Here is a 13,239-nt window from a genome sequence, read left to right as displayed (position 1 = left end):
GTAGCGAGCACTCGCTCACGCGGTCGAGTCACCTCGCCGCGGAGCCGCCCGCGTCGTCGATCGCCACGCTCAGCGCACGCCAGCGGTCGAGCAGATCGGCAGCGGCACCACTGTCGATCACCGACTCGACCCTGCCCTTCGCATCGGCGAGCGCGTCATAGAGGTCGGACTCACCGGCGATGCCGCTCGTGTCGGCGGCGACGATCGCCGCGGCGGAGTTCACCACCACCGCGTCGCGCACGGGTCCGCCGGCACCGGCGAGCAGATCGCGCGCAATCCCGGCGTTCACGACCGCATCACCGCCCTGCAGCGCTGACAACTCCACCAGTTCGATACCGAGTCGGCGAGGATCGAACGAGACCTCCAGCACCTGCGAGTCACCATCGGAACCGCCCACCACGCGGATCGTGCTGGTGGTGGTCGTGGTGATCTCGTCGAGTCCGTCATCACCGCGGACCACGAGTGCCGAACCACCCCGGTCGGCGAACGCCTGCGCCAGCGTGGGGGCCAACTCGTCGAACGCGCACCCGATCAGCCCGCCCGTCGGCTGCGCGGGGTTGGTGAGCGGACCGAGGACGTTGAACACCGTAGGGATCCCGATCTCCCGTCGCGGCGGCCCGGTGAAGCGGAATGCCGGATGGAACACCGGGGCGAAACAGAATCCGATACCCACCTCGCGTAGCGTCCGCTCCACGCCATCGGGCCCCAGCGTGATCGTCACACCCAGGGCTTCGAGCACATCGGCGCCGCCGCTCTTCGACGAGGCGGCCCGGTTACCGTGTTTGACCACCGGCACACCGGCAGCCGCCACCACGATCGACGACATGGTCGAGATGTTGACGGTGTGCGAACGGTCACCGCCGGTACCGACGATGTCGACCGCACCGGGTTCGGCGTGGACGCGCACCGCGTGCTCGAGCATCCCGTCGGCCAAGCCACTCAGCTCGTCAGGAATCGGGCCCTTCATCTTCATGGCCACACCGAACGCGGCGATCTGCGCCGACGTCGCGTTGTCGTTCATGATCTCGTTCATCGACCATCGCGCCTGGGCGACCGACAGGTCGACGCCGTCACTGAGCAAACCGAGGACCTTCTGCCAGGTGAGTGGCTCAGCCGAGGGACGCCGAGACGACGGTGACGGGGACGAAGGTTGCGGCGATGAAGTGGTCATATCGCAGATGAGACTAGTCGTGTGAGCCGCCGACCACCGTCTACACCCTCCCCAGGATCTGCCACCCCACCACGTCGCCGTTGTGGCGGGCAGCGAGCCCAGCCACCCGCGATCGCTCCTGCGAGCAATGCATGGCGTCGATCAGCTGGGTTCGCGCGAGCAGCAGGGTGACCCTGCCCGCGGTTGCGTTCAGGGCGTCGGCGACAACCTCGGGATCGAAACCCTCCAGGCCGGCATCGGTGTCCGTCCGCGCCGGCCCAGGCTCCGGCCCCGGCTCATCGAGGCGGGAATGATCGACGCGGACGTAGTGGTCCTGCGCCGCGGTCGCCACCACCTCGTCGACGGCATCCGGAGCGATGACCAGCAGGTGCCGCAGCACCACCTCGACCTCACCGGCAGCGACCCGATCTCCGGCCTGGGCGAGCACCGACGCGCTCGACACCGCCGGATCCGTACTGCCCGCCAGCACAGTCAGCGTCACATCGTGTGGATCGAGTTCGGGCGCACCGCGATCCCGGCGGAATCGACGCAGACCACGCACCTCAACCGGATGTCCGTTGATATCCCTAGCCATTGATATCCCTAGCCACTGCTGTCCCTAGCCACTCATGTCGTCAGCCACTCACGTCGGTAGCCACTGATGTTCCCGCCATCGGAACCGCTGCCCACTGCTGTCTTCTCCCGTATCCCGTAGATTCCCATGTCCGGCCGACACATCCGAACCCGCCCGTGATCGAGCCGATCGGGCAGTCGTCGTCGGTGCCGGTGACCACCGCGGTCCGAATCACTCGTGGATTCACCCGAGGCCGAAAACCGCTCTGGCAGCGGACGTCTGCGGCAAGACCGACATGGCGCACCGCCGCTCGACGGCTGTCCCACACGCGTCCACGCCCGCAAACGGACGAGTCCGACACGCCCGTGGCGGTGGCGAAACACGGGCCTACCTGCAGGTCAGCGAATACCCCGAATCATTTTCGGGACCCAAGTAGTCAGCGGTTACTACGAACCGTCATACTTCTCGTGTGACTAGCGCTGCAGGTACCTCGGGAACAGCCATCACCCAGCGCGTGCACTCGCTGAACCGTCCCAACATGGTCAGCGTCGGCACCATCGTGTGGCTGTCCAGCGAGCTCATGTTCTTCGCGGGTTTGTTTGCGATGTACTTCGTCGCCCGAGCCAATTCGGGTGGTGATTGGCCGCCGCATCCCACGCATCTGAACCTCGCCGAAGCCGTCCCGGTGACGTGCATCCTCATTCTCTCGTCGGTGACGTGCCAGATGGGTGTGTTCTCGGCTGAGCGCGGCGACGTGTTCGGTCTGCGCCGCTGGTATCTGCTCACCTTCGTGATGGGCTTCATCTTCGTCTGCGGCCAGGCCTACGAGTACTACAACCTCGTCAACGAGGGCACCACGCTCTCCTCGAGCGTGTACGGCTCGGTCTTCTACATGGCCACCGGTTTCCACGGCCTGCATGTGGTGGGCGGCCTGATCGCCTTCATCTTCCTGCTCGTACGTACGAAGCTCTCGAAGTTCACCCCGGCGCAGGCGACCGCGGCGATCGTCGTCTCCTATTACTGGCACTTCGTGGACATCGTGTGGATCGCGCTGTTCGCGACCATCTACTTCATCAGGTAGTCGGCGATGCGGGTCGCCCGTTTGTCGCGACCCGCACCGGCGGTACACCACAAATGAATCCCGTCTAGTAGAGAGATACAGATGAGTTCATCTCCACCGCTACCGTCGGCCGATGGTCAGTCCGACGGTGCAGCCGGGTCTGACACATCGACCACCAGTGACCGGTCGCGGAGCCCGCGGCAGGCCAAGCGTCGCCGCAAGCTCCGTCGCCGGGCATCCGGCGCGGTGTTGCTGCTTTCAGGCCTCGTCGTGGCCGGCGGTATCGCCACGGCGATCACCCCCAAGCCCCAGGTGGCCACGGCCGACGCCGACTCGACTGCCTCGATGGTCGACGACGGGAAGAAGCTGTACGACAACTCGTGCATCACCTGTCACGGCGCGAACCTCGACGGAGTTCCCGATCGCGGTCCTTCACTGATCGGTGTGGGCGACGCCGCCGTGTACTTCCAGGTATCCTCGGGTCGTATGCCCGCGGTGCGTGGTGAGGCCCAGGTGGTCCGCAAGGCACCCAAGTTCACCGAGGCACAGATCGACCAGCTCGGCGCATACGTCCAGTCGGTCGGCGGCGGTCCGCGTGTCCTCTACGCACACAACGCCGACGGTTCGATCAAGGTTGGCGCCGACGGTCTGCCGATCATCGAGATGGGCGAACTCAAGGGCAACGACCTCGGTCGCGGCAGTGAGCTGTTCCGACTGAACTGCGCCTCATGCCACAACTTCACGGGCAGGGGCGGCGCGCTGTCCTCCGGCAAGTTCGCACCGCCGCTGGGGCCGGCCAACGAGCAGCAGATCTACACCGCGATGGTGACCGGGCCGCAGAACATGCCGAAGTTCTCCGATCGTCAGCTCTCCCTCGAGGAGAAGCGCGACATCATCGGGTACGTCAAGTACGCGACGACGTCGAATCCGCAGGGCGGTCTCGACCTCGGCGGTTTCGGACCGGTGTCTGAGGGCATGGTCATGTGGGCTATCGGAGTGGTCGCGGTTGTTGGCGCGGCGATGTGGATTGGATCACGCAGATGAGCGATTCGACGAAACCGACACCGAGTCCAGAGGAGCTCGACGGGATGTCACATGACGATCTCGTCACGCTGGGCACCAACCTCGACGGTGTCGACATCATCTACCGCCAGGAACGGTTCCCCGTTCCCGGCACCAAGAAGGAAAAGCGGGCCGCGCGCTCGGTGTCCTTCTGGTTCATCCTCGCCGGCGTGTCCGCTGCGCTGTGTTTCGTGGTGTTCTGCTGGGGCCACTGGCGTTTCGCTCTCCCCGACCAGAAGCACTACTGGTGGTACACGCTCAACACGCCGCTGCTGGGCATCACCTTCGGCTTGAGCATCCTGTCGATCGGTATCGGCCTGGTCCAGTACACGAAGAAGTTCATCCCCGACGAGATCTCGGTGCAGGACCGCCACGACGGCGGTTCATCGGAGGTCGACCGCAAGACCACCTCGGCGATGTTCACCGACGCTCTGGAGAGCTCCACGCTCCCCCGCCGCAAGATGATCATGGGATCGGCCGCCTTCGGCCTCGGCGTCTTCGCCTTCACCGGCATCGTCGCGTTGGCCGGCGGCATCATCAAGAACCCGTGGGCCAAGGGCAAGAACGCTCCGCTGTGGCACACCGGCTGGTCGCCGATCTACAACAACCCGGCCACACCGAACGAGCCCGTGTTCCTGCGCCGCGACACCGGCGACCCGCACTCGGTCACTCTGGTCCGCCCCGAGGACCTCGACGCCGGCGGCATGGAGACGGTGTTCCCGTGGCGCAACTCCGACGGCTTCGGCGAGACCGAAGAGTCCCGCGAGAAGCTCGTCGAGGGCCTCAAGGGTGTGCGTAACCCGGTGATGCTGATTCGTCTGCGTCCCGAGGACGCTGCGCGCGTGATCAAGCGCAAGGGTCAGGAGAGCTTCAACTACGGCGACTACTACGCCTACACGAAGGTCTGCTCGCACCTGGGCTGCCCCACATCGCTCTACGAGCAGCAGACCAACCGCATCCTGTGCCCCTGCCACCAGTCGCAGTTCAACGCACTGGAATACGGCAAGCCGGTGTTCGGCCCGGCTGCCCGCGCACTGGCACAGCTGCCGCTCACGGTGAACAATCAGGGTTACCTGGTTGCCGCCGGTGATTTCATCGAACCCGTCGGACCCGCCTTCTGGGAGCGCGGCCAGGGGAAGGACAAGGGATGAGCAAGGTCGGCGAGCGGGTCGCCTTTCAGGCTGACGAGATCGACTCCCGCTATCACTTGGCGCCGGGCATCCGGCGTCAGATCAACAAGGTCTTCCCCACGCACTGGTCATTCCTGCTGGGTGAGATCGCGCTCTACAGCTTCGTGGTGCTCCTCATCTCGGGTATCTACCTGAGCCTGTTCTTCGATCCGTCGATGCAGGAGGTCACCTATCACGGTGCCTACCAGCCGCTCAACGGTGTGATGATGAGCCGCGCCTACGAGACCGCACTCGACCTCTCCTTCGAGGTCCGCGGCGGTCTGTTCGTGCGTCAGATCCACCACTGGGCAGCACTGCTGTTCGCCGCCTCGATCATCGTGCACATGGCGCGCATCTTCTTCACCGGTGCGTTCCGTCGTCCGCGTGAGGCCAACTGGGTCATCGGCTGCTTCCTGCTGATCCTGGCGATGTTCGAGGGCTTCTTCGGCTACTCGCTGCCCGACGACCTGCTCTCGGGCACCGGTGTCCGCGCCGCGGCCTCCGGCATCGTCCTGGGCATCCCGATCATCGGCACCTGGGTCCACTGGGCGCTGTTCGGCGGTGACTTCCCCGGCGACATCATCATCCCGCGCATGTACGTGCTGCACATCCTGCTGATCCCGGGCATCATTCTGGCCCTGATCGGCGCCCACCTGGCGCTGGTCTGGTACCAGAAGCACACGCAGTTCCCCGGCCCCGGTCGCACCGAGAAGAACGTGGTGGGTGTGCGCATCCTCCCGGTGTTCGCGGTCAAGTCGGGTGCATTCTTCGCGGTGACCTTCGGCATCCTGGCGATCATGGCGGGTGTCTTCCAGATCAACCCGATCTGGGTGCTCGGTCCGTACAACCCGGCACACGTCTCGGCCGGCTCGCAGCCCGACATCTACATGATGTGGACAGACGGCCTGGCTCGCCTGATGCCGGCGTGGGAGATCTACTTCGGCAACAAGTACATGATCCCGGCAGTGTTCTGGGTGGTCGTCATCGTGGGCGTTGTGTTCGCCCTGATGATCGCCTACCCGTTCATCGAGAAGAAGCTCACCGGCGACGATGCGCACCACAACCTGCTGCAGCGTCCGCGTGACGTCCCGGTGCGTACCGCGATCGGTGCGATGGCCATCTCGTTCTACGCCGTGATGACTCTGAGCTGCATGAACGACATCATTGCGCTGAAGTTCCACATCTCGCTGAACGCGACAACGTGGATGGGCCGCATCGGCCTGATCATCGTGCCGCCGATCGCGTACTTCATCGCCTACCGCTGGGCCCTGGCGCTGCAGCGCAGCGACCGGTTCACCCTCGAACACGGCATCGAGACCGGCATCATCAAGCGTCAGGCGAACGGCGAGTACATCGAGCTGCATCAGCCGCTCGGCCCGATCGACGAGCACGGACATCCCATCCCGCTGCCGTACCAGGGCGCTGCTCTGCCGAAGCGGATGAACAAGCTCGGCGCCGGCGGACAGCCCGGTACCGGCATCCTGGTCGCCGATCCGCCGGAGGAGCAGAAGATCAACGCCGAGAACGACGAGAGGGCGCACCGCGCCGAGCACGAGGCTCTCACCGAGCTGCAGGCCCGCAACGGCCAGCCGCGAGAGCTGGAGTGATCTGAGTCGAACTCACCGACAGTGCCCGTATCCCATTGGGATACGGGCACTGTCGTATGTCGGGGTCGTGGAGCGAGTGTGCCGAGGTCGAGCTGCGCCCGCGTTCCGTCCACGTCTGTGCCCGCAGACCGCGCACACAGGGCCAGACAGCGCGGGGAATCCAGGTACCGCCGCGATCCTGCGACTGCTCCCCTCCCCTACCCCGTGGGTCATCGCGTCAAATCTCGCGTCGTGCGGGAACTCGTCGCGGGGGAACTGGTTGAGCGGGGGCGTCACGCCGTCAGGACTGGTTACGTCGCACGGGCGATCACATCAGAACTGGTTGCGCGCGAACACCCCCAGCCAGTTCCGCTCCCGCGCAGCTGGCTATGCCGTCCGCAACCACGTGCGTCAGTGAATCAGGCTGAGAAGATGAGCCGCGCTACCAGAGGTCTCCGCTGCGCTGGTCGCAGGTGAGCTCGGCGTCCAGATCGAGGCCCTCGCCGAATACGAAGACCGATCCCTCATCCGAGGGCGTACGGACACGACCCTCGGGGGTGAACGCGTACAACTGTCCCCTCCACTGCGACCAGCCGCGGCCGATGTAGAGCGGACGACCTGCCTCGCTGGCGGCCAGGGCACCGAAGCGCGCATCGTCGACGATGGCCTCCTCGACGACCTCCATCAACGACGAGCCGATCCCCTGGCGCCGATGGTCGGGTGCCGTCGCCACGGCCTCGACATAGCCACAGCGGGCATCCGACCGCCCGAGGACCATCGATCTCGGCACCACGGATGCGTGCCCGACCAGACGCTCGTCGACGTACGCGAGCGCATGCGTGCCGCCCAGGGCGTGGTCGAAGTCGTTGTCGTCGAAATCTCCGTCGAAGGCGAGGTCGCACAGATGTCGGATCTCCGCGAGATCCGATGAGGTGAGTTCGGACGACAAAGCCGACCTCACGATGATGTGAGGTCGGCTTTGCCTGAAGTCGTGACGTGTCACGCTGGGGCGATCAGTGCTTCTCGGGTCCGACGTAGTACTCGAACACCAGACCCGCGGCGGATCCCAGGATGCAGAGCACCGCGAAGATCGAGAACCAGAAGTTGCCGGTGGCGCCGCCGATGGCGAACAGTGCCGCCGAGCCGGCGATCAGGATGGGCCACCAGCTACCCGGGCTGAAGAAGCCGAGCTCGCCGGCGCCATCGCTGACCTCGGCGTCCTCGTAGTCCTCCGGGCGGATGTCGACGCGACGTGCGACGAACCGGAAGTAGGTACCGATGATCAGCGTCAGTCCACCGGACATGACGATGCCGACGGTGCCGACCCATTCGACGTGATGGCTCGACAGACCGGTGCAGAGGCCATAGAGGATGGCCGCGCCGAAGAAGAAGGCTGTCAGCCCCTCGAACAACCGTGCTTCGATATGCATCTGGTCACGCTCCTACCGGAAGAGAGCAGTTGGCGAGAGTGGTCGAACCCTTGGAGGTGGTCTCGTCGGGCTTGTAGCTGTCGATCTGGTCGCCGCGGCGGCTGTCGAACGGATGCGTGCTCACGGCCACCGGGGTCTGGCAGATGTGCTCGAGCGCCTGGGCGTTCGTCGCCTCGGGGTTGTCCCGGCGGAACTTGATGTAGGCGTCGAAAGCCGGACGGGAGACGGCGCGGACCTCGAAGTTCATCATCGAGTGGAAGGTGCCGCACATCTCCGCGCAGCGGCCGACGAACGCGCCAGGGCGTTCAATCTGCGACACCTGGAACCGATTGTCGGTGTGGTTCTGCTTCGGGAACGGGAACACGTCTCGTTTGAAGAGGAACTCCGGCACCCAGAACGAGTGGATGACGTCGGCCGAGGCGATCTGGAATTCGATACGAGCGTCGGTGGGAAGCACCAGCACCGGGATCTGCGACGAGCTGCCCTGCGTCTCGATCTTGTCGAACTGCAGGTAATTGCGGATCTCATCGGACTTGCCGGCGTCGGGGAGCGGCTTCTCCTCGGTCGCCTCGTTGTCGGACTGGACCTCGAAGGGTCCGCCGGTGCGATCGAAGCCGTTGTAGTTGGTGCCGTCGCTGAACGTGACATCGCGGTAGCCGAACTTCCAGTTCCACTGGAATGCCGTCACATCGACCACGACGGTCGGGTCGGGCTTCTTCGCCTCGACCTTGTTCTGCACGATGATCGTGAAGTAGAAGAGCACCGCGATGATGAGGAACGGCACCGCCGTGTAGAAGAGCTCGAGCGGCACGTTGTAGGCGGTCTGGCGAGGGAACTCGTCCGAGCCGCTCTGATTGGCCTTGCGGCGGTGGAAAGTGATGGTCCAGAAAGTGAGTCCCCAGACCAGAATGCCCATTGCGAGTGCCGCGATGACCGACCACTGCCACAGGTGACGCATCGAATGCGCCTCGGGGGTGATGCCGGTGGGCCAACCGAAACTGACCCACTGCGACGTGCTGCAACCCGACATCAACAGAGCCGCGACTCCGAGAGCACCGACGACGCCGACCCGCTTGAGGGTCCGATGCGAGCCGGTGCGGGCCCGCCGTGCGTCAGTCGCAGAAAGCCGCTCGGCGATCGTGTCCCGATCGCCGGTGGTCCGGGGCCGTCCACGGTGTGTCAATTTCACGCCTTCCTGCATGCTGAGAACCACGCAACCTGACCCTGGGCCGGGGACGGATTCGGGCAGCAGCGCAAACCCGGATTCCCGGCCAGTACTACGCAGCGTAGACCAAGCGGGACGACCTTTTGCGATTGGGGCCGACCTTGACGTGGACATGTGTCACAAGACCCCCTGCGCCGCATGTCACGGGCCCGACGGCGGCGCCACGCCGGACATCTCGGGCATTGCGGCAGGGGTCAACATCGGTGTCCCACAGCACCATCGGCACCGCATGCGCTCACGCCACGCAGCATCCGCGACTCGCACCCGTCGGGACCGTCCGCGCACGTACGGCATACTCGACGTGTTCGGTGGAGCACTCCGCGCGGTAGTGGCGGTCGCCGACGACGAGGGCACTCGAGGAAAGGACGTTACGCAGGTGTGTGGCTTGCTGGGTGTGCTGACCAAGGACTCCTCTGCCCCGGGCGCGGCAGAACTGGTCGCCACCGCGGCCGAGCGGATGCGTCACCGCGGACCCGACGAACCGGGTACATGGTTCGACGACGACCTCGTCTTCGCCTTCAACCGGCTGTCGATCATCGACATCGATCACTCGCATCAGCCGCTGCGTTGGGGACCCCCGGAGGCCCCCGAGCGGTATGCGCTGACATTCAACGGCGAGATCTACAACTATCTGGAGATCCGCGAGCAGCTCGCCGACGAGGTGGGTGCCCAGTTCCGCACGCAGGGTGACGGTGAGGCGATCGTCGCCGCCTACCACCACTGGGGTCCGGATTCGGTGCGGCGGCTGCGCGGCATGTTCGCGTTCGCGATCTGGGACACCGTGGAGCGTGTGCTGTTCATCGCCCGCGATCCGTTCGGCATCAAGCCGCTGTTCATCGCCACCGGGCCCACCGGCACGGCGTTCGGCAGTGAGAAGAAGACGATCCTCGACCTCCTCGAGACCCTCGAACTCGGCGACGAGCTCGACCACCGCGCACTCGAGCACTATGTCGAGTTGCAGTACGTGCCCGAACCGGAGAGTCTGCACACCAACATCCGGCGCCTGGAGTCGGGCACCTACGCGGTCGTGCGACCCGGCGCGCGTCCGCACACCCACCGCTATTTCACCCCGCAGTTCCCGGTACGTCCGTTCGCGGCAGGCTCCGAGCAGGCGCGCTACGACGAGATCGCCGACGTGCTGCGCGACTCGGTGGCCAAGCACATGCGCGCCGACGTGACCGTCGGATCGTTCTTGTCGGGCGGCATCGACTCCACCGCGATCGCGGCGCTGGCCATCCAGCACAACCCCGACCTCATCACGTTCACCACCGGCTTCCGGCGCGACGGATACTCCGAGATCGACGTCGCTGCCGAGTCGGCTGAGGCGATCGGTGCACGCCATGTGGTCAAGGTGGTCGAGCCCGAGGAGTTCGCCGCGGCGATTCCCGAGATAGTCTGGTATCTCGACGATCCGGTCGCCGACCCGGCACTGGTACCGCTGTACTTCGTGGCCAAGGAGGCCCGTAAACACGTCAAGGTGGTGCTCTCCGGCGAGGGTGCCGACGAATTGTTCGGTGGCTACACCATCTACAAGGAGCCTTTGTCGCTGGCGCCGTTCGACAAGTTGCCCACGTCGGTGCGGCGCGGGATCGGCGCGCTGTCGGACCGCATCCCCGAGGGCGTGCGGGGCAAGAGTCTGCTGCACCGCGGGTCCATGACACTCGAGGAGCGCTACTACGGCAACGCCCGCTCCTTCGACGACGCCCGCCTGCAAGCGGTCCTGCGCGACTATCGGCCGGAGTGGACCCACACCGACGTCACCGCGCCGATCTACGCGCGCTCGCGTGGCTGGGATCCCGTGGCCCGCATGCAGCATCTGGACCTGTTCACCTGGCTGCGCGGCGACATCCTGGTGAAGGCCGACAAGATGACGATGGCCAACTCCCTGGAACTTCGTGTGCCATTCCTGGACCCCGAGGTGTTCTCGGTGGCCTCACGGCTTCCCGTGGATCAGAAGATCTCCCACGGCACCACCAAGTACGCGCTGCGCCGGGCGCTCGAGCAGATCGTGCCGCCGCATGTGCTGCATCGCAAGAAGTTGGGCTTCCCCGTGCCGATCCGCCATTGGCTGGCCGGTCCCGAACTCTACGACTGGGCGCACGACATCATCGAGAAGTCCCAGACGGACCATCTGATCAACAAGGCTTTCGTACGCCAGATGCTCACCGAACACCGCGACGGTGTGGTCGACAACAGCCGACGTATCTGGACGGTGCTGATCTTCATGGTGTGGCACGGCATCTTCGTGGAGGGGTCGATCGTTCCGCAGATCTCGCACGAGCGCTATCCGGTCCGGATCTAGNGGACCGCCTCGGCAGATTGACCCCCATTGAATTCGAGACCATCATCAACCACGAGGCCCCTCAGGCCGCGTGACTAACCCTGTCACCTATCCGTGCACCAGGCCCAATCGCCATCGTTGACCCGTGTGTCACATTGCCAGCTGATCCTGTAATCCTTTGTCTGCCATTGCATTTCCCTAACGGACCTAGACTGTGGTTGACCGGTGGTGCCGACGAGGACGAATGTGGTGGACGAGGAGGTACGACGATGACCGAGGATCCGACCTACCGGCGCGCGGCCACCTACACCCTCGGTGTCCTGGTGGCCTCGATCGTCTGCGTGCTCGCCGCCCTGCTGTCGGACGGCTGGATCCGCAACATCTTCGCCATTGCCGCGCCGGTGATCATGTTCGTCGGCGCACTCGTCGCCGCACTGCGGACCTACCGCACCTGGAAACACGACGGTCGCTGGGTGGTCTGGCAGGGGGCGATGTGGTTTCTGCTCACCTTCTTCCTCGTGCTGCTCGGTTCGACATATCCCCTGCTCGCCAGCTGAGTGGCGCCGGGGCCAGGGTGGCGCCAGCTCGCGGGCGGCAATCGAGAACACGCGACCGAGAACACGCGACCGAAGCCGATGAGCGGCCCGGAAAGAGTCGATGATTTGGGAGAACACGCGCGGCCAGGCAGCATATGTGTATGACCGACACCGACCGCGAAATCCTCACCTGGGAGCTCAACGGCACCGCCTGCCGTGAGCTCTCACAGATGGTTGCCGACGACGGGTTCAAACCCGACATCATCCTGGGGATCGCGCGCGGCGGGCTGATTCCGGCCGGCGCGATCGCCTACGCGCTGGACTGCAAGATCCTCATCTCATTGAACGTCGAGTTCTACACCGGTATCGGCGAGACGCTGTCGGAGCCGGTGCTGCTCCCCTCGCTGCTGGAGAGCAGTGGCCTCACCGATCAGAGGGTGCTCGTCGTGGACGACGTCGCCGACTCGGGAAAGACACTCAAACTCGTTGATGACTATTGCGAAGAACAGGGCCGCGTGGCCGAGGTGCGCAATGCGGTGATCTATCGCAAACCGCACACGATCACCGCTCCCGACTACTTCTGGCGTGAGACCGACAAATGGATCAACTTCCCGTGGTCGGTCGACGGTCCGGTGGCGACGCGCGACGAAATCGGCTGATCCGGCGCCGACACCCCACGCACGGCTACGATTCCCGCACAAGCACTCACGCAAGTCTCACGCGAGCGCAGGTCTTCGGCGACGGCAGGCGCGGCTCGACAACCCGGAAGGCGCTGTTGTGGCGAAGAAATACACCGTCCTCTACACCGACGACCTCGACGGGCACGAACTCGAGGAATGCGAGACCATCCAATTCGGCCTCGACGACGAGGAATACGAATTCGACACCTCACCGGCACATGCGCGCACATTCCGCCGAGCACTGAGCAAGTATCTCAAGGCTTCCCGCGAGGCCGATACCGACAATGTGCTCGTGGTCACGACCATCGAATCGGCAACGCCGACCGGGGAGGCGCCGGCGCGCCGACCGAAGGACCAACTCAATGCGATTCGCGAATGGGCCGGACGCAACGGCTACGAGGTGAGTCCGCGCGGGCGTATTCCGCGAGACGTTCTCGCCGCGTTCGACGCCGCGCACTGACGACCGACGCTGTGCGACGGGGTCGT

13 protein-coding genes are annotated in these 13,239 nt (G+C 65.0%); 8 read left to right on the top strand and 5 right to left on the bottom strand.

All coding sequences use genetic code 11. From position 1 onward, the window contains the following. Window positions 1–28 precede the first annotated feature (28 nt). Window positions 29–1,171, bottom strand: a complete 1,143-nt coding sequence (gene trpD, locus IEW22_RS01900; RefSeq protein ID WP_188584894.1) for an anthranilate phosphoribosyltransferase — start codon at window positions 1,169–1,171, stop codon at window positions 29–31. Window positions 1,172–1,211: 40 nt separating this feature from the next. Then, window positions 1,212–1,745: a hypothetical protein gene (locus IEW22_RS01895; protein WP_188584893.1), complete on the bottom strand. Its 534-nt coding sequence runs from the start codon at window positions 1,743–1,745 to the stop codon at window positions 1,212–1,214. A 448-nt stretch (window positions 1,746–2,193) separates the two neighbouring features. Between IEW22_RS01895 and ctaE the strand changes: the two genes are divergently transcribed. From ctaE to qcrB, 4 genes are all read left to right on the top strand, one after another. Next, window positions 2,194–2,805, top strand: coding sequence for an aa3-type cytochrome oxidase subunit III (ctaE, locus tag IEW22_RS01890; RefSeq protein ID WP_188584892.1), 612 nt, complete (start codon window positions 2,194–2,196; stop codon window positions 2,803–2,805). A gap of 81 nt (window positions 2,806–2,886) precedes the next feature. Continuing rightward, on the top strand, window positions 2,887–3,828 hold the full coding sequence (qcrC, locus tag IEW22_RS01885) for a cytochrome bc1 complex diheme cytochrome c subunit (protein ID WP_188584891.1): 942 nt from the start codon (window positions 2,887–2,889) through the stop codon (window positions 3,826–3,828). Beyond that, the gene (qcrA, locus tag IEW22_RS01880; protein ID WP_188584890.1) at window positions 3,825–4,997 is read left to right on the top strand and encodes a cytochrome bc1 complex Rieske iron-sulfur subunit; all 1,173 of its coding nucleotides are present in this window, start codon (window positions 3,825–3,827) and stop codon (window positions 4,995–4,997) included. Before qcrC ends, qcrA begins: the two co-directional genes overlap by 4 nt. After that, entirely contained in the window at window positions 4,994–6,622 is a 1,629-nt protein-coding gene (gene qcrB / locus IEW22_RS01875; protein ID WP_188584889.1) for a cytochrome bc1 complex cytochrome b subunit, read from the top strand. The genes qcrA and qcrB overlap by 4 nt, the downstream gene beginning before the upstream one ends. A gap of 421 nt (window positions 6,623–7,043) precedes the next feature. On the opposite strand, the gene IEW22_RS01870 is transcribed toward qcrB, so the two are convergent. The 3 genes from IEW22_RS01870 to ctaC form a co-directional block, all read right to left on the bottom strand. Further along, the gene (locus IEW22_RS01870; RefSeq protein ID WP_229742087.1) at window positions 7,044–7,550 is read right to left on the bottom strand and encodes a GNAT family N-acetyltransferase; all 507 of its coding nucleotides are present in this window, start codon (window positions 7,548–7,550) and stop codon (window positions 7,044–7,046) included. Between the two features lie 64 nt (window positions 7,551–7,614). Further along, window positions 7,615–8,031 carry a cytochrome c oxidase subunit 4 gene (locus IEW22_RS01865; RefSeq protein ID WP_188584888.1) on the bottom strand — a complete coding sequence of 139 codons (417 nt, stop codon included), beginning with the start codon at window positions 8,029–8,031 and terminating at the stop codon, window positions 7,615–7,617. A gap of 4 nt (window positions 8,032–8,035) precedes the next feature. After that, window positions 8,036–9,061, bottom strand: a complete 1,026-nt coding sequence (gene ctaC, locus IEW22_RS01860) for an aa3-type cytochrome oxidase subunit II (RefSeq protein ID WP_229742112.1) — start codon at window positions 9,059–9,061, stop codon at window positions 8,036–8,038. A 571-nt stretch (window positions 9,062–9,632) separates the two neighbouring features. On the opposite strand from ctaC, the gene asnB reads away from it, so the two are divergent. The 4 genes from asnB (at window position 9,633) to IEW22_RS01840 (ending at window position 13,213) form a co-directional block, all read left to right on the top strand. Further along, entirely contained in the window at window positions 9,633–11,558 is a 1,926-nt protein-coding gene (gene asnB / locus IEW22_RS01855) for an asparagine synthase (glutamine-hydrolyzing) (RefSeq protein ID WP_188585018.1), read from the top strand. A 248-nt stretch (window positions 11,559–11,806) separates the two neighbouring features. Beyond that, window positions 11,807–12,094: a hypothetical protein gene (locus tag IEW22_RS01850; protein WP_188584887.1), complete on the top strand. Its 288-nt coding sequence runs from the start codon at window positions 11,807–11,809 to the stop codon at window positions 12,092–12,094. Between the two features lie 140 nt (window positions 12,095–12,234). Further along, the gene (locus tag IEW22_RS01845) at window positions 12,235–12,732 is read left to right on the top strand and encodes a phosphoribosyltransferase (protein WP_188584886.1); all 498 of its coding nucleotides are present in this window, start codon (window positions 12,235–12,237) and stop codon (window positions 12,730–12,732) included. A 118-nt stretch (window positions 12,733–12,850) separates the two neighbouring features. Next, window positions 12,851–13,213 (top strand): histone-like nucleoid-structuring protein Lsr2, encoded by a 363-nt coding sequence (locus IEW22_RS01840; RefSeq protein WP_188584885.1) that lies wholly within the window; start codon window positions 12,851–12,853, stop codon window positions 13,211–13,213. The last annotated feature ends 26 nt before the right edge of the window (window positions 13,214–13,239 follow it).

This window comes from Gordonia jinhuaensis (assembly GCF_014639795.1).
GTDB lineage: Bacteria > Actinomycetota > Actinomycetes > Mycobacteriales > Mycobacteriaceae > Gordonia_B > Gordonia_B jinhuaensis.
Note: the sequence above shows the minus strand (reverse complement) of the source record. Positions and strands in the feature narration are given on the sequence as shown.

Excerpts from the sequence above, each read along its gene's own strand:
- ctaC (WP_229742112.1), bottom strand. The coding sequence starts at position 9,061 with ATGTCGGGTTGCAGCACGTCGCAGTGGGTCAGTTTCGGTTGGCCCACC.
- qcrA (WP_188584890.1), top strand. The coding sequence starts at position 3,825 with ATGAGCGATTCGACGAAACCGACACCGAGTCCAGAGGAGCTCGACGGG.
- IEW22_RS01865 (WP_188584888.1), bottom strand. The coding sequence starts at position 8,031 with ATGCATATCGAAGCACGGTTGTTCGAGGGGCTGACAGCCTTCTTCTTC.
- trpD (WP_188584894.1), bottom strand. The coding sequence starts at position 1,171 with ATGACCACTTCATCGCCGCAACCTTCGTCCCCGTCACCGTCGTCTCGG.
- qcrC (WP_188584891.1), top strand. The coding sequence starts at position 2,887 with ATGAGTTCATCTCCACCGCTACCGTCGGCCGATGGTCAGTCCGACGGT.
- IEW22_RS01845 (WP_188584886.1), top strand. The coding sequence starts at position 12,235 with ATGACCGACACCGACCGCGAAATCCTCACCTGGGAGCTCAACGGCACC.
- IEW22_RS01895 (WP_188584893.1), bottom strand. The coding sequence starts at position 1,745 with ATGGCTAGGGATATCAACGGACATCCGGTTGAGGTGCGTGGTCTGCGT.
- qcrB (WP_188584889.1), top strand. The coding sequence starts at position 4,994 with ATGAGCAAGGTCGGCGAGCGGGTCGCCTTTCAGGCTGACGAGATCGAC.
- IEW22_RS01850 (WP_188584887.1), top strand. The coding sequence starts at position 11,807 with ATGACCGAGGATCCGACCTACCGGCGCGCGGCCACCTACACCCTCGGT.